Here is a 23,607-nt window from a genome sequence, read left to right as displayed (position 1 = left end):
CTGTTTTTCTCTGGCATAAGGTTTCCTGCCAGTATACGGCTTACCACCATGCATGGAAATGGTGAACCGGACCAATACCGTGACCCACTTCCAGAGAATCCGCTTTTGCCAGCGTGCCGGAGAGCCATACCTTGGCTTCCTGCACCGCACCCGCCCAGTCAGCGTGGCGCGGACGCAGCGCCGCCAGCGCCGCAGAGAGCGTGCAGCCCGTTCCGTGGGTGTTTTTGGTCTGTACCCGCGGTGCGGTGAAGCGCTGCGCGCCGTCGCGGGTGAAGAGCCAGTCCGGGCTTTCTGCGTCATCAAGATGGCCGCCCTTCATCAGCACCGCGCTACACCCCATCGCCAGCAGCGCGTTCCCCTGCTCTTTCATTTCGCGCTCGTTCCGGGCGTGTGGCGCATCCAGCAGCGCGGCGGCTTCAGGCAGGTTGGGCGTGATCAGGGCCACCTGCGGCAGCAGCTTTTTACGCAGCGTTTCGACGGCGGAGGCCGGGAGCAGCGGATCGCCGCTTTTTGCCAGCATCACGGTATCGAGCACCACGTTTTGTATCTGATAATGCCTGAGCCGTTCGGCGACCGCTTCAACGATATCGGCTTCTGCCAGCATGCCGATCTTGGTGGTATCGATGCGTACATCGCTGAATACCGAATCCAGCTGCGCGGCAACAAAATCTGGCTCAATGCGATAAACCGACTGTACGCCTCGCGTGTTTTGCGCCACCAGCGCGGTGATGACAGAGCAACCGTACGCGCCAAGTGCAGAAAAGGTTTTCAGGTCGGCCTGGATCCCTGCCCCGCCGCTTGGATCGGTACCCGCAATGGTGAGAGCATTAATGCGTTTCATACCTGCTCCTCCAGCGCGTAGAGCGCATCCAGAAAAGCAGCGGCAAAGCTGCCGGGGCCGCGGGTCTGGGATACGGCAATCGACCCCGCGCGCTTCATCCACCCGCAGGCCGCCGTCACGTTGTCGAGCCTGTCGCCCGGCAGCGAACAGCTGGCGGCAACGACCGCAGAGAGCCCGCAGCCCGTTCCCACCACGCGGGTCATCAGCGGATCGCCCCCCGTGACCGTGCGGGTTCGCTGGCCGTCGGTGATGTGATCCACCTCTCCCGTCACCACCACTATGGCGCTGGTCTGGCGGGCCAGCGCCTGCGCAGCGGGCAACGCGCTCGCCGCGGTATCGGTGGTGTCCACGCCGCGTCCACCCGCGCTCATGCCGGTGAGGGCAAGAATTTCCGAGGCGTTACCGCGAATAGCCGCAGGTTTGAGAGAAAGCACCTGATGACAAAAGCGGGTACGGAACGTCAGGGCGCCTACCGCGACCGGATCCAGAGTCCAGGGTTTGCCTGCGGCCACCGCACTCTCTATGGCCCGGCGCATCGACTGGGCACGCGGGGCGGTAAGCGTGCCAACGTTGATTAACAGCGCGTCGGCAAGCGCGGCAAACTGTTCGGCTTCTTCGGCTTCTATCACCATCGCCGGCGATGCGCCAAGCGCCAGCAGAACGTTGGCGGTGAACGTCTGCACGACGTCGTTAGTCATACAGTGTGTAAGCGGGGAACGGGTTCGGAAATGATGTAAAACAGGTAGATCGAGCAGGTTAGTCTGCATGGTTTCGCTCCTGCCGTACGTGAAGAAGCGATGACCGGGAAGGCATCTGACTTCCCTACGCTGGCATTATCCAGATCAGGTAATACGGGTATTTCTCAGCCTTCACAAAGAAGGGCACCCCGAGTCAAATTACTTATAAAAGAATCAGTTATGCATTAAAAACTAATGCTTTTTTAGTGTAACCGGGAGCGTAGTTCTGGCGCAAGGGTTTTCGATTTATTATTACCCACTCCTTCGAGAGAGAAAACCTGAACAAAACGATACCGTAAAACATGATAATAAATCTCACTTTAGCAAAGTTAGTTAATCTAAGCTTTTATTAATTTTTGCCTTTAAGCCATGCTCTTTAATGTTTACTTTCAGCTTGCGAATTTTTAATTTTCATTCGAAATAGTATTTATAAAAAGACTAAAAACACCACATCCAGCTGCATCGCAATAAGTGTAAAAGGTGATCTACATCAACACTTACAAGACTAAACTATTTATAGTTTAGCTCCGTTATCACTTATTTTATCTTTAATTTTAAATTCTTCTGCCGCGAGTCTTTTTAAATGAAATCTCTGTATAAATCAGCGATTGCCATTGCTGTTTTTGGTACGCTGTTTTCTGCTTCAACGAATGTGGCGAATGCTGCTGAAGCGATGATCCAAACAACTGATGGAAGTAATGTTTTCCTCTCCGTGAACGGGCAGGATGAAAGCATTAAAAAATATGATCTGGACGATATGGCGAGTGTTAAAGACTTGAACGGTCTTACTAATCGTGTTGTTACTATCGATGATGATTTAAATAGCACAAAAGATGGTGTACTCATCATCAATGACGATCTGCAAACTTCTAAACAGATTCTTTCTGATAAAGCGCAAATCGCTCAGGATACAGCTAATTCAGCATCTAAAGAGGCTTTCTCTGCACAAACTACTGCAAACCAGGCTAAAGCTGATGCAGATTTAGCAAATACCAAAGCAGATGCTAATGCTGCCGATCTTGCTAACGAAACTGCGGCGCGTAAGCAGGACATTAGTAACGTTGAATTTAATGTCGCAGGTAAAGTAAGCCAGCAGATTTATGATGGCGATAAACAGGATCAAGGACTTAAAGATAATACGCAAGATGTACGTATTACTAAACTTGAAAGCCTGCCAGCCCCTAAAGATGGAAAAGACGGCGTTAAGGGCGACAAAGGCGACACCGGCGCACAGGGCCTCGCGGGAATAAACGGTCGTGACGGCGTAAATGGCCATAACGGCAAAGATGGCGTGACAACCACCGTTACGCAAAAACAAGTCGACACGGCAACCCAGGCTAAGGTCGCTAAAAATAGCCTGGCGGTTAACGCAGCAACGCAGGAGCTGCAAGCGACGAGGCAGACCTTGCAGGCAATGAATAACGCCACCAGCCAGCAATTTAAATCCCTGCGTGAAGAAGTGGACAATAATAAGAAACAGGCAAATGCCGGTATTTCGGGCGCGATGGCGATGGCGGGTTTACCACAGGTGCAAACTAACCAGCGCGTGATGTTTTCAGCAGGCGGTGCGACCTATAACGGCGAAAGCGCCCTTGCCGTCGGCGCGTCGGTAAACTTTTCTTCCCACGTCATCGGTAAAATGAACTTCTCTGATGATACCGCGAATAACATGGGGGCATCGGTTGGGATAGGTTTGGGCTTTTAAAACTTCGCCCTTTTAATGGGCCTTAATTGATAGCAACGCGCATGTATAAATATATTTTTATTTCCGCAGCCCTGTACCTGATGCTGATTTCCGTTGGGATCTGGATCGGCATAATGTACGTCTCATATTATTTATGTCGTTATTAAGGCGATAAATGAAAAAATTAATGATGATAAACATATGCACTACCGTTTTTGTGGAGTGCGTCTCGCCCGAGCAACGCAAATGCAGCCCGAGCGGCAGACGCTGGCCAAAAACACCATCACCACAGCTAAGGTTTATTTTATGAAAACGAAATTAACGCCGATCGTATTACTGTTCTCTGTTGTCGTAATGCCCGCGCACGCCATTAGCGCACATTATCGTGCCCAGCTGGAACGTTCGGGATGCACGCAAATTAGCGCTACCGACGGTTCTTGCGATATCAGCAAAACGAAAGCGGAAAACGCGGCGCAAGGCGATCGAACGACAGCGGTTCACGATCCCCTGCGGGAAGCCTCATTAACCTCAAACACGGTTAGCGCCACGGTTTCAAACGGCTTTTTTAACGCTACGGTTAACGGTAAAAAAGCCAGCGTAAAACGCCTGAATGCGCATTTCTACGAGATTCATGGCGATGGTGTTGTGATATCGCTTAGCCTTGATGAAAACGGTATTACGGACGCGTCGTGGAATAAAATGAAGGGACGCGATCGCGGTATTTTGCAGGTCACGCAGAAATAAAGCGCGTAAGGAGGCGGTCAGCCTCCTTTTTGTCCGTCAATCGCACGATTTGTCACACTCTTTTCTCTGATTTTACAATGCTGACAAACCACACGTAACCCATTGTTTTTGTTAGGCATAAACCGCAATTTTCCGCCTGTAAACGTGGATATTGCCCCCCCTGTGCTCTGTGTCACAAAACAGTAAACAAATTAACCATTGAGCCCGGTGACAAAAGGCTCTATATTGGCGGCGTTTTTTTCAGGCCCCATCTGTTTTTTAACTTTTTATTCAATCGTTGCTCATAACGAAGCGGCGGTTGTAGGAGTGATATGATGACGGATAAAGTCCGTATTGACACCGTAGATGCCCACAAAAGCAACGAAACCTATCTGGCCCGTCAGGCCGAATTTGAATCTAACGTCAGGAGTTATCCTCGCAAGCTGCCTTTAGCCATCACTAAAGCAGAAGGCGTGTGGATCACCGATGCAGATAATAAAGAGTACCTTGACTGTTTAGCAGGCGCAGGCACCCTTGCGCTTGGTCACAATCATCCTGATGTGCTGAAAAGCATCCAAAATGTCATTACCAGCGGCTTGCCGTTACATACCCTGGATCTGACCACGCCTCTTAAAGACGCGTTCTCAGAATACCTGCTCTCTCTGCTGCCTGGTCAGGGCAAAGAGTACTGCCTGCAATTCACCGGGCCATCCGGTGCTGACGCTGTAGAAGCGGCGCTGAAGCTGGCTAAAAAAGTAACCGGTCGTAGCGGTATCATCAGCTTCTCTGGTGGTTACCACGGTATGACCCACGGCGCACTGTCCGTTACCGGCAACCTGTCTCCGAAAGAAGCGGTAGACGGCATGATGCCTGAAGTTCAGTTCATGCCTTATCCGCACGAGTACCGCTGCCCGCTGGGTATCGGTGGTGAAGCGGGCGTGAAAGCGCTGACCTACTACTTCGACAACCTGATTAACGACGTTGAAAGCGGCGTGCGTAAACCTGCGGCGGTGATCCTTGAAGCCGTTCAGGGTGAAGGCGGCGTGAACCCGGCTCCGGCCGAGTGGCTGCAACGCATCCGTAAAGTGACTCAGGAACACGGCATTCTGCTGATCCTCGACGAAGTTCAGGCTGGCTTTGCCCGTACCGGTAAATTCTTCGCCTTCGAACACGCGGGCATTGAGCCAGACATCATCGTGATGTCTAAAGCCGTTGGCGGCGGTCTGCCGCTGGCCGTGCTTGGTATCAAAAAGCAGTTCGATGCATGGGCGCCAGGCCACCACACCGGCACCTTCCGCGGTAACCAGCTGGCAATGGCAACCGGTCTGACCACGCTGAAAATCCTGAAAGACCAGAACATCGCTGGCAAAGTGGCTGCACAGGGCGAATGGCTGAAGGGCCAGCTGAAAGAGATGGCGAAACGTTATCCGGTAATCGGCCACGTTCGCGGTCTGGGCATGATGATCGGTATCGAGATCGTTAAGCCGCATGAAGCCGCTGACCACATGGGCTGCTTCCCGGGCGACGGCGAACTGTCTGCGCTGATCCAGAAGAAGTGCTTCGAAGCCGGTCTGATCCTGGAGCGCGGCGGTCGTAACGGTATCGTTCTGCGTCTGCTGCCTTCCCTGCTGATCAGCGATGATGAGCTGAAAGTGTTCCTGGATAAATTTGAGCAGGCGCTGCTTGCTGCGGGCGTTCGCCCGGCGTAACCGGAGTGGTTGATTACGATGTCTGATTCAAACCCAATTTTGTTCTCCTCTGCGCAGAGCATTGAAGCTTACCAGCAGGCGATTGAACAAAGCACTCAGGCTGTGATGCAGTGGCTGAAGCAGCCTGAGATGTACCAGGGCAAAACGGTCGCGGAGCTGCGCGACCGTATTAAGCTGGATTTCAACCCGAAAGGGCTGGGCAACGAAGCGGCGATTGAACGCGCCGTCGAGTTTTTCCTGAAAGACAGCTTGTCCGTTCATCACCCGCAGTGCGTGGCGCACCTGCACTGCCCGAGCCTGGTGGTAAGCCAGGCAGCGGAAGTGCTGATTAACGCCACCAACCAGAGTATGGACTCCTGGGATCAAAGCCCGTCCGCAACCATCATTGAAATCAAGCTGATTGAATGGCTGCGTACCCGCGTGGGTTATCAGGCTGGCGACGCAGGTGTCTTCACCAGCGGCGGTACCCAGAGCAACCTGATGGGCCTGATGCTGGCGCGTGATGCGTTCTTCGCGCGTCAGGGCCACTCTGTCCAGCAGGATGGTCTGACCGGCGATCTGCGTAAGATCCGCGTGCTGTGCTCCGAAAACGCGCATTTCTCCGTGCAGAAAAACATGGCGCTGATGGGTCTGGGCTATCAGTCCGTGGTGCAGGTGAAAACTGACGAATTTTCCCGTATGGATCTCAACGATCTGGCGGCGAAAATTGAGCAGTGCAACGCGAACGGTGAACAGATCCTGGCTATCGTGGCCACTGCCGGCACGACCGACGCGGGCGCTATCGATCCGCTACGTGCCATTGCCGAGCTGGCTGCGAAACAGAATATCTGGGTGCACGTTGATGCGGCCTGGGGCGGCGCGCTGCTGATGTCCGAGCAGTATCGTCACTACCTGGACGGCATCGAGCTGGTGGATTCCGTGACGCTGGACTTCCACAAGCAGTTCTTCCAGACCATCAGCTGCGGTGCCTTCCTGCTGAAAGAAGCACGTCACTATGAGCTGATGCGCTATCAGGCGGCTTACCTGAACTCTGAGTTTGATGAAGAAGCGGGCGTGCCTAACCTGGTGTCCAAATCGCTGCAAACCACGCGCCGTTTCGACGCGCTGAAGCTGTGGATGAGCCTGGAAGCGCTGGGTCAGGAACAGTATGCGGCGATCATCGATCACGGCGTGACGCTGGCGCAGCAGGTTGCAGCCTACGTGAAAGAGCAGCCTGCTCTGGAACTGGTTATGCAGCCACAGCTGGCAAGCGTTCTGTTCCGCTTCCGTCCGCAGGCGCAGATGGATGACGCCGGTATTGCCCTGCTGAACCAGAAGATTGGCGATGCGCTGCTGGAATCAGGCCGCGCAAACGTCGGTGTTACCGAACATAACGGTATCACCTGCCTGAAGCTGACCCTGCTGAACCCAACCGTGACGCTGGAGGACATTAAAGTCCTGCTGTCTCTGGTTGAGCGTACCGCTCAGGAAGTTCTGGCGAAATAACCCAACCCCCTCTCCCGCCGGGAGAGGGGCTATTTTTATAACCCTGCCCACCACATCCTGACTTTTAATCCCCAGTAGCTTGTCCAGCCCGTTGTTGTGCTAACGACATTGCCTTTAGAGACCAGCACCAGCGCCGGCGTTACGCTAACCTGCCATTGCTTTGACAGCGCACCGTTTTCGTCATTAATCACCGGCATTTTCAGCTGTTTCTTTTCGGCCCAGCGCGCAAGCTTAGCGTCATCACCAGAGCGCATGGCAATACTCACCACGTTACCGCCCTCTTCTGCCAGCCTAACGACCGCAGGCGTGGTATAACGGCAGATGCTGCACCAGGTCGCCCAGACGTAAATCAGCAGCGGCCGATCCTGTGACTGAGTGCAGCAATGTCATGTACTGAACCATCAACGTCCTGCATCGGAATAGCGCTAAACGTGGCGGGTAATAACGGCTTGCGGTACTGATCCACACTCCAGATCACGGCCAGCGCCAGCAGTACGAGTATGATCCCTTCCCGCGCCCAGCGGCGCAGTTGGCTGAATTTGCGGTTTTCCATTATGACCTCGTGATTTAACGAAGGTCACCTTAGCGAGCTGCGCGCCGTTTCGCTGTAAAGAAGTGTCGCCTTACCTGGTGCGTAAGGTATCAACCATCAGGGTAAAGCAGGATTCAATGAGCGGAGGCAGCGCCTGCGGGGCACGCATCAGCGCCACCGTGCGCGCCAGGGCCGGTTGCTGTAGGTGAACCACCTTAAGCTGCGGGTCCTGCAGGTGGGTGGTGTAAAGCTGAGGCAATATCCCCACGGCAAGCTTCGAGCGCACCAGCCCGTATAATGTCTCGATATAGTCCACCTGATAACGGGTCTGCAGGGACAGACGGTGGCTTTCGGCAAGCGCATTGACCAGCCGCTGAATATTGCCTTTTGAGAAAACGGCAATATCCCGGCCCACCAGCTGTTTCCAGGGAACATGTGCCGACGCGGCGAGCGGATCGTCGCAGTGCAGCACGGCCACAAACGGATCCTCCTGCAACGGGAACACGTCCAGCTGTTCGGGTACCGAGTTGTCCAGCGCCCCGATGCCAAAATCAATCTGCCCTTTCAGCAGTTGCGCCACCAGCGCATCGTTAGTCTGGTCGTGAAACTCCACCCGCAAGCGCGGAAAGGCCTGCCCCAGCGTCTGCGGCAGCAGCGGAAACAGCAGCGAACTGACTGAAGGTACCAGACCGATCCGCACCGTACCGTCGCCGCCGGCCTGCACAATCTGCTGCATATCATCAAACGCCAGCTGCGCCACGCTGAGCACCCGCTGGGCATGTGGCAGAATGGCGTGCCCCAGCTCGGTCAGCGTGACCGCCGACGCGGTACGGTTGACCAGTTTACCGCCGAGCACGGTTTCGATTTGCCGCAGGGCGCTGCTGAGCGCCGGCTGGCTGATGGCCAGTTTACTGGCGGTATCCGTAAAATGACGCAGCTGCGCCAGAGTGACAAAATACTGTAGCTGCCGAAGGGAGAGCGCAGGCAAGCGCTGCCAGGGTTCCGTCATCATTATCCGTTACACGCGTCACAGAATAACCCGGGGTTATCGGGCGATAAATTTTATCAGCTGGGCAAACGTTTGCCGGGTGCATAGAGTAACGTCAATATTTCAATGCTGGAACTGTTAATTGCATGACTGCCGAAACCCGACGCCGCGCCGTGAAGGCTGCACGAGGCGAAACGCCGTTTGACCTGTTGCTTACGCATACCCGAGTTGTTGATATGGCAACCGGTGAGATCCGCGACGCGGATGTGGGCATCGTCGGCTCGCTTATCGCCAGCGTCCATCCGCGCGGTAACCGCAACGATGCGCATGAGACGCATGACCTGAACAACCAGTTTCTCTCTCCGGGGCTAATGGACACGCATGTTCACCTTGAAAGCTCGCATCTGCTGCCCGCCCGCTACGCAGAGATCGTACTGGCGCAGGGCACCACCGCGGTGTTCTGGGATCCGCACGAGCTGGCAAACGTTCTGGGGATTGAGGGCGTCCGCTTTGCCATTGAGGCGAGCCGCAACCTGCCACTGCAGGTAATGGTCGCGGCGCCATCGAGCGTCCCTTCCACACCGGGGCTGGAGATGTCCGGCGCAGACTTTGCGGGCGAAGAGATGAATACCCTGCTTGGCTGGCCCGAAGTGCACGGCGTGGCGGAAGTGATGGACATGCACGGAGTGCTGAATGGCAGTCAGCGTATGCTGGAGATCGTGCAGGCCGGGCTGGAAAGTGGAAAGCTGATTGAAGGTCATGCGCGTGGTCTGAGCGGCGCGGATTTACAGGCGTATCTGGCGGCGGGCGTCACCTCCGATCATGAACTCACCTCCGCCGACGATGCGCTGGAAAAATTACGCGCCGGGCTGACGCTGGAGATCCGCGGCTCGCATCCTTATCTGCTGCCTGATATCGTCAGCGCGCTGAAAACGCTGCCGCATCTGTCGTCACAAATCACGGTCTGCACTGACGATGTCCCACCGGACATCTTGATGGAAAAAGGCGGCATCATCGCCCTGCTCAACCTGCTGATTGAACATGGCCTTCCGGCGACGGACGCGCTGCGGTTTGCTACCCTGAACGCCTCCCTGCGCCTGCAGCGTAACGATCTCGGGCTGATTGCCGCGGGTCGTCGTGCGGATCTGGTGGTGTTCGATTCACTGGATAAACTGACGGCTCGTCGGGTGTACGTCGCCGGAAAATGCATTGCCCGTGACGGAGCGATGATCGAGCCGATTGTTGATACGCCCCTGACGCTGCCCCGGGATACCGTGCGCCTGTCGTCGCTGACCGCCAGTGATTTTTACATGCGCATCGACAACGCAAACCACGGTGTGGCGCGCCTGCGTCATATCAGCGGCGCACGTTTTACCCGCTGGGGAGAAACCGACGTCCGGGTACGTGACGGACGCGTTGAGATACCGGCTGGTTTTAGCCTGATTTGGGTTCAGCACCGCCACGCACGCCATGCGGCGGTACCGCAAATCGCCCTGCTGGAAGGTTGGGGAGAGCTGCGGGGGGGCCATTGCCACCAGCTACTCCCATGACTCACACAACCTGGTGGTACTGGGACGCGATCCTGATGACATGGCACTGGCCGCCAACACGCTGATCCAAAGCGGTGGCGGGATGGCGCTGGTACAGAACGGGGACGTGATCGCCCATGTGGCGATGCCCATTGCGGGGATGTTGTCAGAGCTCGCCCCTGCGGAACTGGCGCGCCAGTTCCGTGAGCTGCGCGAACGCAGCAGCCAGATTGCCGACTGGGAGCCGCCATACAGAGTATTTAAAGCCATTGAAGGGACGTGCCTTGCCTGCAACGCCGGGCCGCATTTAACCGATCTTGGACTGACCGATGGCAGCACGCGCCAGATTGTCGATCCGCTGATTTCTTACCGGGAAACCCCGGACACCACACAATAATACAGAAGGAGAGCCGGATAATGGCCGACAATACCGTTAATTCGCCAGCACCAGGGAACTGGCTTGAACGTCGTTTTGCACTGTATACGCGCGGCAGTACCGTGCGCACAGAGTGTCTGGCCGGTCTCACCGGTTTTCTCGCAGCCGCCTATTTGCTGGTGGTCATCCCGGGGCTTCTCGCCGTAGGCGGGATGGACAAAGGCGCGGCGACCACCGGCACCATTTTGGTGTTTGTGGCCGGTACGCTGCTGATGGCGTTTTACGCCAACCTGCCGTTTATTGTCGGGCCCGGCATTGGTGGCTCGGTGCTGGTCGGGGTAACGCTGGCGGGCAGTGAAGGCATCGGCTGGCAAATTGGTCTGGGCATTGCCTGCTGGTCGGGTATTTTGTTCTTCCTGCTCACCCGTTTTGGCCTGCGAGAGGTTGTGACCCGCTCCGTACCGCAGTCCATCAAACTGGGACTGACGGCTTCTATCGGTCTTTTTGTCGCCGTACTGGGCTTTCGCAATGCCGGCCTGGTGCTGGCTAACGCAAAAACGAACGCGCTGATGCTGGGTGATTTTCTCTCCCCAGGCGCGCTGGTGGCGCTCAGCGGCCTGTTCCTCGCCATTGCCCTGCAGGCGCGTCGCATTCCGGGCGCCATTTTGTGGGCCATTTTATTTGCTACCCTCGTAGGCATTCCGATGGGGGTGACCCGCCTTCCTGCCAGCTTTATTGACATGCCTCACTCACTGACGCCGGTACTGGGCCATATCGACATGCTGGGCGCGCTGAATATTGCCTTCCTGCCATTCCTGTTTGTCTTTTTCGCATCGGAGTTTTTCTCCACCATGGGCACCACGCTGGCGGTGGGAGGTGAAGCCGGGTTGCTGGATGAAGAGGGCAATATGGCAAACATCAATCGCCCGTTTATGGTGGACTCGATTGCCGCCGCGATTGGCCCCTGGGTGGGTATTCCTGCCGCCACGGCGCTGATTGAATCCTCAGCGGCCGCAGAAGCGGGGGGTAAAACCGGCATGACGGCGCTGGCCGCTGCGATCATGTTCCTACTGATGCTGCTGTTTACGCCCGTTGCGCTCATGATCCCCAAAGAAGCCACGGCGCCTGCCCTAATCCTGATAGGCCTGAATATGTTCAGCGGCCTGCGTAAGGTGGATCTGGCAAACTTCACCGACGGGCTGCCGGTGCTGATGATGGTGATGATTACGCTGATTGCCAACAGCTTCGGGACAGGGATTGCGGGAGGGCTGCTGTTTTACATCGTCATCAAAGCGATTGCAGGAAAATGGCGAGAAATCCCCGTTGGTCTGTGGATCCTCGCCATTCCGCTGGTGTATTACTTTGCCACGCTGGTGAAGCACTAATCCTTGCGCGGTTGCCGTGTCGGGCTATGGCCATACTCGTAATGGCCATAGCCTGCACGGTAATACAGCGCTGCCGATTTCACTACATCGTTCAGCACGGTGCCGTTGATATGCGCCCCCGTTTGCTGCAAACGCTTAATGCTGTTCTCCATCTCTTTCAGGCTGGTTTTACCATAGCGGGCCACCAGCAGCGAGGTGGCGGCCACCGGGGCAGCCACTGAGGCGTCGGTTACGGCCAGCACCGGTGGGGTATCGAGGATCACAAGGTCATAATGCTCATCTGCCCAGATCATTAACGCCCTGAAGCGTTCGCTCATCAGCAGTTCAGAGGGGCGTAACGGAACCGGCCCGCAGGTCAGGACATCAATGTTGCCTTTCTCATAGCGCTGAATCACCGCCTGGAAATGACATTTTCCGTCAAGCACGTCGGAAAGCCCGGTATGATTTTTCAGGTCAAAGATGTTGTGTACATATCCCTCGCGCATATCCGCATCAATGAATAACACCCTGAGCCCGGCCTGCGCTTCAATCACGGCCAGCGAAGTGCTGACAAGGGTTTTACCGCAGTCCTGCGTTGGGCCAGAAATCATCACGATCCGGTTAGCGGCATCCTGCAAAGTGAAATGCAGGCTGGTGCGCAGCCCCCGCACGGCCTCGACAAAAACATCCGCAGGCCGATCAACCGGCAGGAAAGGAACATCGACAATCTTGTGTCTCCAGCGTGAGCCAAATACGCGTTTTTTACGCAGGTTGGTTTTTTTCCACAGCCACAGGGAACGGGGCAAGGTAGCCATCACCTGTACGCCAAGACCTTCCAGCTGCTCGGAGGTATTGATGCCGCGTCTGAGTGCCATGCGGACCAGAACCAGCCCCATTGAGCATATCAGCCCCAACAGGATGCCTAAGACGATAATCACCAGCTTTCGCGGTTTGATGGGATCGGGTTGCGTCACCGCGCTGTCGATAATTCGCACGTTACCAATGGCGCTGGAGCGCGAAATGTTCAGCTCCTGCTGACGGGTGAGTAGCTGCAAATAGATGGTGCGGCCTGACTCCACATCCCGACTGAGGCGCAAAATATCCTGCTGGGTCGATGGCATGGCGGCGACACGCTGATTAAGGCGGACCTTCTCCTGCTCAAGCGTCTGACGCTTTTCACGCAAGGCGCGGTAGTTCGGGTGCTCTTTCTTGAACAGCTGAGAAATCTCCGCCTCACGAAACGTCAGCTCGTTGAGCTGGTTTTCGATATTCACAATCTGCTCAAGAACCGATTTCGCTTCCAGGGAGAGATCCACCGAGTCACGCTGTTTGCGATACTGATTAAGCCGCTCTTCAGCCAGATCCAGTTCGCTTCTGATTTTAGGCAATTGCTGCTGCAAAAATGCAAGACTGCGTGCATCCTGTGCTTCCTGGCGCGCAATGTTTTGCTGCAGATAGTTGTTGGCAATCCGGTCAAGCACATGCGCAATGCGCTCAGGATCGTTTCCGGTCAGCGTGAGCATCAGTACCCCACTCTGCTTTGCCGATTCAACGACGCTAAATTGGGTGCTGAGCGTATTAATAGCTTCCAGACGGGTGCTGTTTTGCACCGTGAATTGCGTGCCCGTTGGCGCATTCATTTTCACCACTAGCAGCGAAACGCCGGCTTTTTCCAGCGGTTTCCCTTCCCTGCCCTCGGCATAAAAGTTATCGCCCTCCAGCCGGTATGCCCCTTTTTCCAGCACAGTGAGCACAAGGGTGCGAGGTTTTCCTTCGACAGGGGGAAGTTGCAGCCAGTCAAGGGCAACCGTCGCTGGTTTACGGCCCTGCAACCGTGCCCACAGACGCCCCACTACCGGGAACGTACGCTGCGTCACGTGCTGTGTTAGGCCTAATTCATCGACGGTTGCGCCCAGAATCATGCGCGATTTAAGCAGAAGAATTTCAGGTTCGACATCGGGAGACATCTCACTCCCAAACTGCCTTAAATTTTTGAGCAGGCTGTTATCCTGCTTTCCTTCTACCTGGATTAAAGCATCTGCGCGATAAACGGGCGTGGCCAGAAAGGCATACAGCCCCGCCAACAGGGCGAACAGGAAAGTTATCGATAAAATGACTGCACGGTGATCGATCACCTCGCCGAGCAGGCTAATGAGATCGATTTCATGATTCTCCGGTGCTGCCGCACCGTAACTGTCTGTTGTGTAAGACGACATTAACGCTTCATTCCTTGTTGACTCAAACGATGAGCCCATTCCTGACTGGCTTTGCCCAGCAGACCGAAAACATAATCGAATGCTTCACGACTTTTACAATAGGGATCGGGGATGTCCTGCGGCCCCAACCATTGCCCAAAAAGCAGCGATTTGCCGCGAATTTCCGGGGCCATGTCAGAGATAAAGCGAAGATGAGCAGGTTCCATCACCAGAATCAGATCCGATTCCCACATGATCTGCGGGGTCAGTTTGCGCGCGCGATGTCCCTCAAGTGAGATCCCATGTCGCCTTGCCACGTCCTGAGCGCTGACATCCGCCGGACTGCCCTCCAGCCCATAGATACCTGCCGAGGTTATCCGTTTTCCCGGTAGCAACTGACGCAACAGCCGCTCGCCAATCGGCGAGCGACAAATATTGCCGGTGCAGACCACTAAGATGGAATCAAACATTATTGCGGCCACGATCTGATGTAACGCACCGTCTCGGTAATGTCATGCACGCCGCTGATGGTCGGCACAAGCTGCGTAATCACGCGATTCCAGCGGGACAGCGGCGCGGTGGTCACATAGACAATGTCGTAGGGCTCAAGCTGAAATTCGGTGCCTAACACCATGGCTGAAGCGTCTTTGGCATCCAGCTGATAGACCGTGGCGAGTTTGTCGGCGCGATCCTTTTTCGGCACCGAACGTATGACGAAAATGCCGGTGGCATCCGCCATATTCTGGTTCAGACCGCCCGCGTTACCCAGCGCTTCGGCGAGGGTCATGCCGCTGCGATCCATTTTCAGCGTACTTTGTTTAATAACCTCACCCATGACGAACACCTTCAGCGCGTCGTTACGGGGAACAAACAGAATATCGCCCGGATAGAGCAGCTTATTTTGGGTGAGATCGCCACACTGCATCAGCGCATACAGAGAGAGGCGCGTATCCTTGCCGTTATGGGTGAGCACCACGTTACGCCAGTCCGCGTCAGCAGAGAGACCCCCGGCAGCATTGACGGCATCCATGACCGTCAGCGGAATATTCGTGATAGCCTGCTGGCCCGACTTCATCACTTCACCCGTGACGTAGGCTTTTTGCGAGCGGAAGGAGGCGACGCTGACGTCCACCTGCGGGCTTTGAATGACGTTGTCCAGCCGGGCGGTGATCTCTTCGCGTACCTGAGAGACCGTTTTGCCTGCCACATGCAGTTTGCCAACGTACGGATAGAAAAGCGTGCCGTCAGCGTTGACCCAGTTACCGGTGTCGCTTGCGCTACGATACTGGCCCGCCGGGGTAGTCAGCTCAGGGTGATCCCAGACGGTAACGGTTAAAATATCGCCGGTTCCGATACGGTATTCCCAGTTTTTGACTTCGTTATCCAGATTAGGATTTGCCTGAGATTTTGAGACCGGAGGCCGCAGTTTTTCAATTAGCGAAGGCGTGAGGGGATAAACGTCCACCCGTTTCTCACGCTGATAGTTTGCATCTTCTGTGGCAATGACCTGCTTTCCCCCAGGGTCGAGATGCTGACCGGGAGAAAATACGCAGCCCGCGAGCGGGATAATAGTGAAAAGCAGAATTGAAAATGCCGTTGTATTTTTCATTTATTAAAATTGTTTTATAGTAGTGATTATCATAAGTCTGGTAAAAACCTAAAACTTCCTTTAAGAACAAGCTCCTGTTAGTCAACGCATTAACGAATGCAGCCAGTATCAATTAAAAAGCTGGCCGCTAGCCCTGCATTAAGCCTTTGTCAGCCGGATAATTACTGAATCTTGATCGCGGAGGTTTAGTTTCGGACAATCTTAAATGTTCTATTCGTTGAATGCATGCCTGTATCCTTGTAAATTGGCTCTGAAAATGTCTTTTCAGAATTAATTAATAAAACAATAATTATTATATCTATTAAACTTGGCATTAATTCATAGCTAAAATACTTTATGGCCGTTTTGACTACACAAATCCCTTCACTTTTGTTACATTTTTTTCAAACTCATCCTGATGATGATACTTAAAATGAACTGCCTGCCCTCCGTTTCCGGATCTGCACGCAAAAGTATCAGTAACGATATGACTGGAGAAAAAATGGCTAAGCGTAAACTGCTGCTTCTGGGCGTTTTACTGTCACTGGCGGGAGTAGCGAACTCTGCGCCGCAAGCGTCGACGTCCCCTTCGGGCATCAAAGCTTATGAAGAACAAGAGTTCATTGCCGATTTTACAAAGTTCAAAATTGGCGACACGGCGCCTGCGCAGTATCAGACGCCCGAGTACACCATCAAACAGTATCAGCTGCGCAACCTTCCTGCGCCGGATGCCGGCACGCACTGGACCTACATGGGCGAGAATTACGTTCTGATCGGTGATGCCGATGGCAAAATCTACAAAGCCTATAACGGAGATATCTTCTATCACCGCTGATACGATGCTGATCCGGCCCTGGCAGGAGGACGACAGGCCGTTCCTGCGCACGCTCTACCTGCATGCGCGACGCGAGGCCTGGCCGTGGCTGGACAGCGCGGAATGGCAGCTTGAGGACTTCGACGCCGCAACGCGCGACGAGCAGATCTGGGTTGCGATTCACGACGGCCACCGCGTGGGTTTTGCCTCCGTCCATGAAAACGATAACTTTCTGCACAACCTGTTTGTCGATCCGCAGCATCAGGGCATGGGGGTTGGACGCCTGTTGCTTGAACAGGTACAGAAGTCGTTTACCAGCACCGGCGCCCTGAAGTGCCTGGTGAAGAATGAACGGGCGGTTGCCTTTTACCAGCGCCACGGCTGGCACATTGAAGCATCAGGGGATTCACCGGAAGGCGAGTATTACCTGATGCACTATCGGCTGGGCTAGCGTCGGGTGGGGGTTACGCTTAACTGACGTAAAAACTCAACAGGCCGGGTAAGGCGAAGCCGCCCCCCCCGGCACTAACGCGCAGAAACGCTACACCGCGCGGAACGCGATTTCACCTGGAATTACCTCGCCCTGCCAGTACAGCTGCGCCGCAACGCGCCCTGCCAGCTGACGATAGATCTCCGCAAATTCGCTGTCCGGACGGCTGACGACCGTCGGTTTCCCGCTATCGAGATCTTCACGCAGCGTGATGTGCAGCGGCATCTGCCCAAGCAGCTGAGTGTGATACTGCGCCGCCAGCTTCTCCGCACCACCGGTACCAAAGATTGGCTCATGGTGGCCGCAGTTGCTGCAAATGTGCATGCTCATATTCTCGACGATGCCCAGCACCGGCACCTCCACCTTCTCGAACATCACGATGCCTTTTTTGGCGTCGATCAGCGCGATATCCTGCGGGGTGGTCACCACAACGGCCCCGGTTACCGGAATGTTCTGCGCCAGCGTCAGCTGAATATCACCGGTACCCGGCGGCATATCCAGCACCAGATAATCCAGATCCGGCCACATGGTCTCCTGCAACATTTGCAGCAGCGCTTTGCTGGCCATCGGGCCACGCCAGACCATTGCGTTATCGTCCGTCACCAGGTAACCAATTGAGTTGGTCGCCAGGCCGTGCGCCATAATCGGCGCCATGTGGGTCCCGTCCGGGGAAGTCGGACGCTGGTTTTCCGCGCCGAGCATGTTCGGAATGGAGGGGCCGTAGATATCCGCATCCAGAATGCCGACTTTCGCCCCTTCAGCCGCCAGCGCGAGGGCCAGGTTAACGGCGGTAGACGATTTACCCACCCCGCCCTTGCCTGAGCTGACGGCGATGATGTTCTTCACGCCGTTAACGCCCGGCTGATTTTTCACGCGCTTGAGCGTGGCGATGCTGTGGCTCAGCTTCCAGTCAATCGCTTTTGCCCCGGTAATGCGCAGCAGCTCGGAGCTAGTCTGCTCTTTCAGCGCGTCAAAGGCGCTGGTCCAGACGAACGGCATTTGCAGTTCAATGTGCAGCGTATCGTCCAGCCACGCGACATGGTGCAGCGCTTTTAGCGTGGTGAGATTGTGCTTCAGGGTTGGGTGCTGAAAATTAGCCAGCGTTCCGGCGACCATTGCTCGTAAGGCTTCCGGTGATTTGGCCTGGGACTGAGAACTCATCCCGACTCCTTTGTTCTTGTGAATAAGACCTTAGACAAACAAGTTTACCTGAAAGGGCGCGGTTTGTGCTTACTTAATAATGCCCCTTTTGGTAATATCGAAAACCCTTTTCACAGTTAAAAGAAGTAATGCCCACTATGACTCAAGTCGCGAAAAAAATTCTGGTAACGTGCGCCCTGCCGTACGCCAACGGCTCAATCCACCTCGGCCACATGCTGGAGCATATCCAGGCTGATGTCTGGGTCCGTTACCAGCGAATGCGCGGCCACGAGGTTAACTTCATCTGCGCGGACGATGCCCACGGTACGCCGATCATGCTGAAAGCACAGCAGCTGGGCATCTCCCCGGAACAGATGATTGCCGAAATGAGTCAGGAGCATCAGACCGATTTTGCTGGCTTTGACATCAGCTACGACAACTATCACTCCACGCACAGCGACGAAAACCGCGAGCTGTCGGAGCTGATCTACACCCGTCTGAAAGAGAACGGTTTTATTAAAAACCGCACCATTTCTCAGCTGTACGATCCGGAAAAAGGCATGTTCCTGCCGGACCGTTTCGTGAAAGGCACCTGTCCGAAATGTAAATCTCCGGACCAGTACGGCGATAACTGCGAAGTCTGCGGCGCAACCTACAGCCCGACCGAGCTTATCGAGCCGAAATCCGTCGTCTCTGGCGCGACGCCTGTCATGCGTGATTCCGAGCACTTCTTCTTCGACCTGCCGTCGTTCAGCGAAATGCTTCAGGCGTGGACGCGCAGCGGCGCCCTGCAGGAGCAGGTGGCGAACAAAATGCAGGAGTGGTTCGAATCCGGTCTGCAGCAGTGGGATATCTCCCGCGATGCGCCCTACTTCGGCTTCGAAATCCCGAACGCGCCGGGCAAATATTTCTACGTCTGGCTGGATGCGCCAATTGGCTACATGGGCTCCTTCAAGAACCTGTGCGACAAGCGCGGCGACAGCGTCAGCTTCGACGAATACTGGAAGAAAGATTCCACCGCCGAGCTGTATCACTTCATCGGTAAAGACATCGTTTACTTCCACAGCCTGTTCTGGCCGGCCATGCTGGAAGGCAGCAACTTCCGCAAGCCAACCAACCTGTTCGTGCACGGCTACGTGACGGTGAACGGCGCGAAGATGTCCAAATCTCGCGGGACGTTCATCAAGGCCAGCACCTGGCTGAACCACTTCGACGCGGACAGCCTGCGCTACTACTACACGGCGAAGCTCTCATCCCGCATCGACGACATCGACCTGAACCTCGAAGATTTCGTGCAGCGCGTGAACGCGGATATCGTCAACAAGGTGGTGAACCTGGCTTCCCGTAACGCGGGCTTTATCGCCAAGCGTTTTGACGGCGTGATGGCGGCTGAACTGGCTGACCCTGCGCTGTACAAAACCTTCACCGACGCCGCCGGGACTATTGGCGAAGCCTGGGAAGCGCGCGAGTTCGGTAAGGCGGTGCGTGAAATTATGGCCCTGGCCGACCTGGCTAACCGCTATGTCGACGAGCAGGCGCCGTGGGTAGTGGCAAAACAGGAAGGCCGCGATGCCGATCTGCAGGCTATCTGCTCCATGGGCATTAACCTGTTCCGCGTGCTGATGACGTACCTGAAGCCGGTGCTGCCGCAGCTTGCAGCCCGCGCGGAAGCGTTCCTGAACACCGAACTCACCTGGGATGCAATGGCGCAGCCGCTGCTTGGCCACAAGGTGAACACCTTCAAGGCACTGTATAACCGCATCGAAATGAAGCAGGTTGAAGCGCTGGTGGAAGCCTCTAAAGAAGAGGTGAAAGCGGCTGCCGCCCCGGTGACCGGCCCGCTGGCTGACGATCCGATTCAGGAAACCATCACCTTTGACGATTTCGCGAAGGTCGATCTGCGCGTGGCGCTGATTGAAAACGCGGAGTTCGTGGAGGGGTCTGACAAGCTGCTGCGCCTGACGCTGGATCTGGGCGGCGAGAAGCGTAACGTCTTCTCCGGCATCCGCTCAGCCTATCCCGATCCGCAGGTGCTGATTGGCCGCCAGACCGTGATGGTGGCAAACCTGGCGCCGCGCAAAATGCGCTTCGGCATCTCTGAGGGGATGGTGATGGCCGCAGGCCCTGGCGGGAAAGATATTTTCCTGTTAAGCCCTGACGAAGGCGCGAAGCCGGGTCAGCAGGTGAAATAACAAAAAAGCCGGAGATAATCTCCGGCTTTTTTTATGGCATTTTATTTTCTCCCTCTCCCTAAGGGAGAGGGTCGAGGTGAGGGCATCAGGCCGCACCCTACCGCCTTTATGCCTTCGGGTGATGCACCCGGTGGGTCAGCCCGCGCAGGAAATTACGCAGAAACTGGTCGCCGCACTCGCGGTAGTTTTTGTGGTCAGGCGCGCGCATCATGGCGGTGACTTCCGGCACGGATACGCGGTATTTTTGCTCCGTCATAATCGCCACAATATCGTCCGTTTTCAGGGAGAACGCGATGCGCAGCTTTTTCAGCACCGTGTTGTTGTTCACCCGACGCTCCAGCGCCAGCTCGGGCGCAGACTCGTCTTTGCCGCGCCTGTCGTAAATCAGCCCGTTCAGAAAGCCCGACAGGATAATATCCGGGCAGCGAACGAAACCCTCTTCGTCTTCTTTGGTCATCCAGGTGTCAAACCCGGCGGACGTGGACTCCATGTCGGAAAGCGCAAGAATGCGCACCATATCATTGTTGTTCGCTTTCAGGGTGTAGCGCAGGCTACGAAGAATATCGTTACTTAGCATAGAGCCTTCAAATGTCGATGATGCAATGGGGCGCAGTGTACCAGTTTTACAGGCCAATCGCCTCTTTCAAACTTTTCAGGTAGCGACGGCTGACGGGCACCGTTTGTCCGGCGCGCAGCACCAGCTCGGCCTGGCCGTTATCCTCAAGGCGGATCTCCTTCAGGTGCGCCATGTTCACCAGATACTGGCGATGGCAGCGGATCAGCGGCGTGCGGCTCTCCAGCGTGCGCAGCGTCAGCTCGGTAAAGCCCTCGTTACCTTCGGCGCTGGTGACGTAAACGCCGCTCAGTCGGCTGCTGACAAAGGCAACGTCATCCATTTGCAGGAGATAAATTCGGCTGTGCCCGGTACACGGGATGAACTTCAGCGGCTGCTGGTGTTCCGGCAGCAGCGACACATCCTGCACGCTCCGCTCCTGGCGCAAACGGGACAGGGTCTTATCAAGCCGCTTCTCTTCGATGGGCTTCAGCAGATAGTCAAAGGCGTGCTCTTCAAACGCCTTTACGGCGTATTCGTCAAACGCCGTCAGAAAGACGATATAGGGACGATGCTCCGGATCGAGCATCCCGACCATCTCCAGCCCGCTGATGCGCGGCATCTGAATATCGAGGAACAGCACGTCCGGGCGCAGCTTGTGCACCGCGCCAATGCCCTCAATCGCGTTCGCGCACTCGCCCACCACCTCTATGTCGCTCTGCTCCTGCAACAGGACCCGCAGGTTTTCCCGTGCTAACGGCTCATCGTCAACAATCAGCACTCTTAACATGCGTTCTCCTCCAGCGGCAATCGTAAGGTAATTCGGGTATAGCGGTCTGGCTCACAGGCGACGGTGATACCGCAGTCGTCACCAAAGTGCGCGCGCAGGCGTTTATCCACCAGGCTCATGCCTAAACCGCCTGACGCGGAGGCCTCGTACAGCCCGGCGTTATCTTCAATATCCAGCACCAGATGATGGTTAAAACGGGAAGCGGAAATCGTAATCTCTCCGGTGCCCAGCAGCTGCGAGGTGCCGTGCTTAATGGCGTTTTCCACGATCGGTTGCAGGGTAAACGCGGGCAGATGCTGATACGCCAGCTCGTCCGGGACGGATAACGACACCTGTAAACGAGACTGGAAGCGCGCTTTTTCGATTTGCAGATAGGCGTTTACGTGCTCAACCTCGTCCGCAAGGGTGACAATCTCCGAAGGCCGCTTCAGGTTTTTGCGGAAAAATGTCGACAGAAACTGCACCAGCTGCGCGGCCTGATCGCTGTCGCGGCGGATCACCGCCTTCAGCGTATTGAGCGCGTTAAACAGGAAATGCGGGTTCACCTGGGCGTGCAGGAGCTTAATTTCGGATTGCGTCAGCAACGCTTTTTGCCGCTCATACTGCCCCGCAAGGATCTGCGCCGAAAGCAGCTGGGCTATACCCTCTCCCAGGGTGCGGTTGATGGAGCTGAACAGCCGGTTTTTGGCTTCGTAAAGCTTAATGGTGCCCATCACCCGCTGGTTTTCGCCCCGCAGGGGAATAACCAGCGTCGAACCGAGCTTGCACTGCGGATGCAGGGAGCAGCGGTACGGCACCTCGTTACCGTCGGCATAGACCACTTCGCCCGTTTCAATCGCGCGCAGGGTGTAGGCCGAGGAGATCGGTTTGCCCGGAAGATGGTGATCGTCTCCGGTACCGGTAAACGCCAGCAGCTTCTCGCGATCGGTAATCGCCACGGCCCCGATATCCAGCTCTTTATAAAGCACCTGCGCCACCTTCATGCTGTTTTCTTCGTTGAATCCCTGACGCAGGATCCCTTCGGTGGAGGCCGCCACCTTCAGGGCGGTGGCGGAAAATGCCGAGGTGTATTTTTCGAACATGGCGCGTTTGTCGAGCAGAATGCGCATAAACAGCGCCGCCCCCACGGTGTTGGTCACCATCATCGGCGCGGCGATATTGCTCACCAGGTGCAGGGCGTCTTCAAACGGACGCGCGATAAGCAAAATGATCGCCATTTGCGCCATTTCGGCCACAAAGGTAATGGCACCGGCGGTCAGCGGGCTAAAGACTTTATCCGGGCGGCCACGTTTGATCATGTAGCTGTGAACCAGACCGCCAAGTAATCCTTCGACGATGGTCGAAATCATGCAGCTCAGCGCCGTCATGCCCCCCATTGAATAGCGATGCAGGCCGCCGGTTAATCCTACCAGACCGCCCACAACCGGGCCGCCCAGCAGCCCGCCCATAACCGCGCCGATGGCGCGCGTATTGGCAATAGAATCTTCAATATGGAGGCCAAAATAGGTGCCCATAATGCAGAAAATGGAGAACGTGACGTAGCAGAGCAGCTTGTGCGGTAAACGCACGGTGACCTGCATCAGCGGAATAAACAGGCGCGTTTTGCTCATCAGCCACGCGATAACAAGAAACACGCACATCTGCTGAAGCAACAGCAGCACCAGATTAAACTCGTACATACCCACAACCGCACAGTCTAAAAACGCGTAACATACACTGATGGCGGTAAACTTTCTTTGAAACGTGCCATAAAAGCGATAAATCGTGTCCGCTATCACACCTTTTGCCGCACCCGATCCGTGCCTCGCATAATTTGTACAAAAAAGAATCAATTCTTCCTGGTTCCGCAATGTGGGTCTACAGTTAAGCTGGGGACG

18 protein-coding genes, 2 pseudogenes and 1 riboswitch are annotated in these 23,607 nt (G+C 55.6%); of the genes and pseudogenes, 9 read left to right on the top strand and 11 right to left on the bottom strand.

The genetic code is table 11. The features are described from left to right. Positions 1–40: 40 nt before the first annotated feature. Together thiD and thiM are read right to left on the bottom strand one after the other, a co-directional pair. A complete protein-coding gene (gene thiD / locus HWQ14_RS12735; RefSeq protein WP_176609913.1) occupies positions 41–841 on the bottom strand; it encodes a bifunctional hydroxymethylpyrimidine kinase/phosphomethylpyrimidine kinase in 801 nt (266 codons plus the stop codon). Further along, positions 838–1,608 (bottom strand): hydroxyethylthiazole kinase, encoded by a 771-nt coding sequence (gene thiM / locus HWQ14_RS12730; RefSeq protein ID WP_176609912.1) that lies wholly within the window; start codon positions 1,606–1,608, stop codon positions 838–840. Before thiM ends, thiD begins: the two co-directional genes overlap by 4 nt. 35 nt (positions 1,609–1,643) lie before the next feature. After that, a riboswitch (TPP riboswitch) is annotated at positions 1,644–1,740 on the bottom strand. A 421-nt stretch (positions 1,741–2,161) separates the two neighbouring features. Between thiM and HWQ14_RS23270 the strand changes: the two genes are divergently transcribed. The 4 genes from HWQ14_RS23270 to HWQ14_RS12710 all read left to right on the top strand — a co-directional run bounded on the left by HWQ14_RS23270 (position 2,162) and on the right by HWQ14_RS12710 (position 7,179). Beyond that, positions 2,162–3,283 (top strand): YadA C-terminal domain-containing protein, encoded by a 1,122-nt coding sequence (locus HWQ14_RS23270; RefSeq protein WP_245166394.1) that lies wholly within the window; start codon positions 2,162–2,164, stop codon positions 3,281–3,283. 285 nt (positions 3,284–3,568) lie between these two features. Beyond that, positions 3,569–4,006 (top strand): hypothetical protein, encoded by a 438-nt coding sequence (locus HWQ14_RS12720; protein ID WP_176609911.1) that lies wholly within the window; start codon positions 3,569–3,571, stop codon positions 4,004–4,006. A gap of 311 nt (positions 4,007–4,317) precedes the next feature. Then, positions 4,318–5,694 carry a diaminobutyrate--2-oxoglutarate transaminase gene (locus tag HWQ14_RS12715; protein ID WP_032623920.1) on the top strand — a complete coding sequence of 459 codons (1,377 nt, stop codon included), beginning with the start codon at positions 4,318–4,320 and terminating at the stop codon, positions 5,692–5,694. A gap of 18 nt (positions 5,695–5,712) precedes the next feature. Continuing rightward, entirely contained in the window at positions 5,713–7,179 is a 1,467-nt protein-coding gene (locus tag HWQ14_RS12710; RefSeq protein WP_176609910.1) for a pyridoxal phosphate-dependent decarboxylase family protein, read from the top strand. Positions 7,180–7,214: 35 nt separating this feature from the next. Here the strand turns inward: HWQ14_RS12710 and HWQ14_RS12705 are convergent. Next, positions 7,215–7,732, bottom strand: a pseudogene (locus tag HWQ14_RS12705) (protein disulfide oxidoreductase). A gap of 70 nt (positions 7,733–7,802) precedes the next feature. Then, positions 7,803–8,723: a LysR family transcriptional regulator gene (locus HWQ14_RS12700; RefSeq protein WP_176609909.1), complete on the bottom strand. Its 921-nt coding sequence runs from the start codon at positions 8,721–8,723 to the stop codon at positions 7,803–7,805. A gap of 122 nt (positions 8,724–8,845) precedes the next feature. Here HWQ14_RS12700 and HWQ14_RS12695 point away from each other — a divergent pair. Together HWQ14_RS12695 and HWQ14_RS12690 are read left to right on the top strand one after the other, a co-directional pair. Next, positions 8,846–10,625, top strand: a pseudogene (locus tag HWQ14_RS12695) (adenine deaminase). A 20-nt stretch (positions 10,626–10,645) separates the two neighbouring features. Then, positions 10,646–11,989, top strand: a complete 1,344-nt coding sequence (locus tag HWQ14_RS12690) for an NCS2 family permease (RefSeq protein ID WP_176609908.1) — start codon at positions 10,646–10,648, stop codon at positions 11,987–11,989. Here HWQ14_RS12690 and etk read toward each other — a convergent pair. From etk to HWQ14_RS12675, 3 genes are read right to left on the bottom strand one after another with little or no spacing between them, the layout of a single operon-like run. Further along, on the bottom strand, positions 11,986–14,184 hold the full coding sequence (gene etk, locus HWQ14_RS12685) for a tyrosine-protein kinase (protein WP_176609907.1): 2,199 nt from the start codon (positions 14,182–14,184) through the stop codon (positions 11,986–11,988). The genes HWQ14_RS12690 and etk overlap by 4 nt on opposite strands. Further along, positions 14,184–14,633 (bottom strand): protein tyrosine phosphatase, encoded by a 450-nt coding sequence (locus HWQ14_RS12680; RefSeq protein WP_274857712.1) that lies wholly within the window; start codon positions 14,631–14,633, stop codon positions 14,184–14,186. Before HWQ14_RS12680 ends, etk begins: the two co-directional genes overlap by 1 nt. Then, complete coding sequence (locus HWQ14_RS12675; RefSeq protein WP_176609905.1) at positions 14,633–15,772, bottom strand: polysaccharide export protein; 1,140 nt, start codon at positions 15,770–15,772, stop codon at positions 14,633–14,635. The genes HWQ14_RS12680 and HWQ14_RS12675 overlap by 1 nt, the downstream gene beginning before the upstream one ends. Positions 15,773–16,253: 481 nt before the next feature. Here HWQ14_RS12675 and HWQ14_RS12670 point away from each other — a divergent pair, with 481 nt between their 5' ends. Both HWQ14_RS12670 and HWQ14_RS12665 read left to right on the top strand, forming a co-directional pair. Beyond that, positions 16,254–16,586 carry an RcnB family protein gene (locus HWQ14_RS12670; protein WP_176609904.1) on the top strand — a complete coding sequence of 111 codons (333 nt, stop codon included), beginning with the start codon at positions 16,254–16,256 and terminating at the stop codon, positions 16,584–16,586. Then, positions 16,537–17,016 (top strand): GNAT family N-acetyltransferase, encoded by a 480-nt coding sequence (locus tag HWQ14_RS12665; protein WP_148418278.1) that lies wholly within the window; start codon positions 16,537–16,539, stop codon positions 17,014–17,016. Before HWQ14_RS12670 ends, HWQ14_RS12665 begins: the two co-directional genes overlap by 50 nt. Positions 17,017–17,106: 90 nt before the next feature. On the opposite strand, the gene apbC is transcribed toward HWQ14_RS12665, so the two are convergent. Further along, positions 17,107–18,216 (bottom strand): iron-sulfur cluster carrier protein ApbC, encoded by a 1,110-nt coding sequence (gene apbC, locus HWQ14_RS12660; protein WP_148418279.1) that lies wholly within the window; start codon positions 18,214–18,216, stop codon positions 17,107–17,109. Positions 18,217–18,353: 137 nt separating this feature from the next. On the opposite strand from apbC, the gene metG reads away from it, so the two are divergent. After that, complete coding sequence (gene metG, locus HWQ14_RS12655; RefSeq protein WP_176609903.1) at positions 18,354–20,387, top strand: methionine--tRNA ligase; 2,034 nt, start codon at positions 18,354–18,356, stop codon at positions 20,385–20,387. Positions 20,388–20,493: 106 nt separating this feature from the next. Here the strand turns inward: metG and HWQ14_RS12650 are convergent, their stop codons facing one another. Genes HWQ14_RS12650 through HWQ14_RS12640 form a run of 3 tightly spaced genes read right to left on the bottom strand, consistent with a single transcriptional unit; the run spans position 20,494 to position 23,409 of the window. Beyond that, positions 20,494–20,964 (bottom strand): DUF1456 family protein, encoded by a 471-nt coding sequence (locus HWQ14_RS12650; protein WP_148422763.1) that lies wholly within the window; start codon positions 20,962–20,964, stop codon positions 20,494–20,496. 46 nt (positions 20,965–21,010) lie between these two features. Then, a complete protein-coding gene (gene btsR, locus HWQ14_RS12645) occupies positions 21,011–21,730 on the bottom strand; it encodes a two-component system response regulator BtsR (RefSeq protein WP_176609902.1) in 720 nt (239 codons plus the stop codon). Next, positions 21,724–23,409 carry a sensor histidine kinase gene (locus tag HWQ14_RS12640; protein WP_148422761.1) on the bottom strand — a complete coding sequence of 562 codons (1,686 nt, stop codon included), beginning with the start codon at positions 23,407–23,409 and terminating at the stop codon, positions 21,724–21,726. The genes btsR and HWQ14_RS12640 overlap by 7 nt, the downstream gene beginning before the upstream one ends. Between the last annotated feature and the right edge of the window lie 198 nt (positions 23,410–23,607).

It is taken from the genome of Enterobacter cloacae (assembly GCF_013375935.1).
Lineage (GTDB): Bacteria > Pseudomonadota > Gammaproteobacteria > Enterobacterales > Enterobacteriaceae > Enterobacter > Enterobacter pasteurii.
Note: the sequence above shows the minus strand (reverse complement) of the source record. Positions and strands in the feature narration are given on the sequence as shown.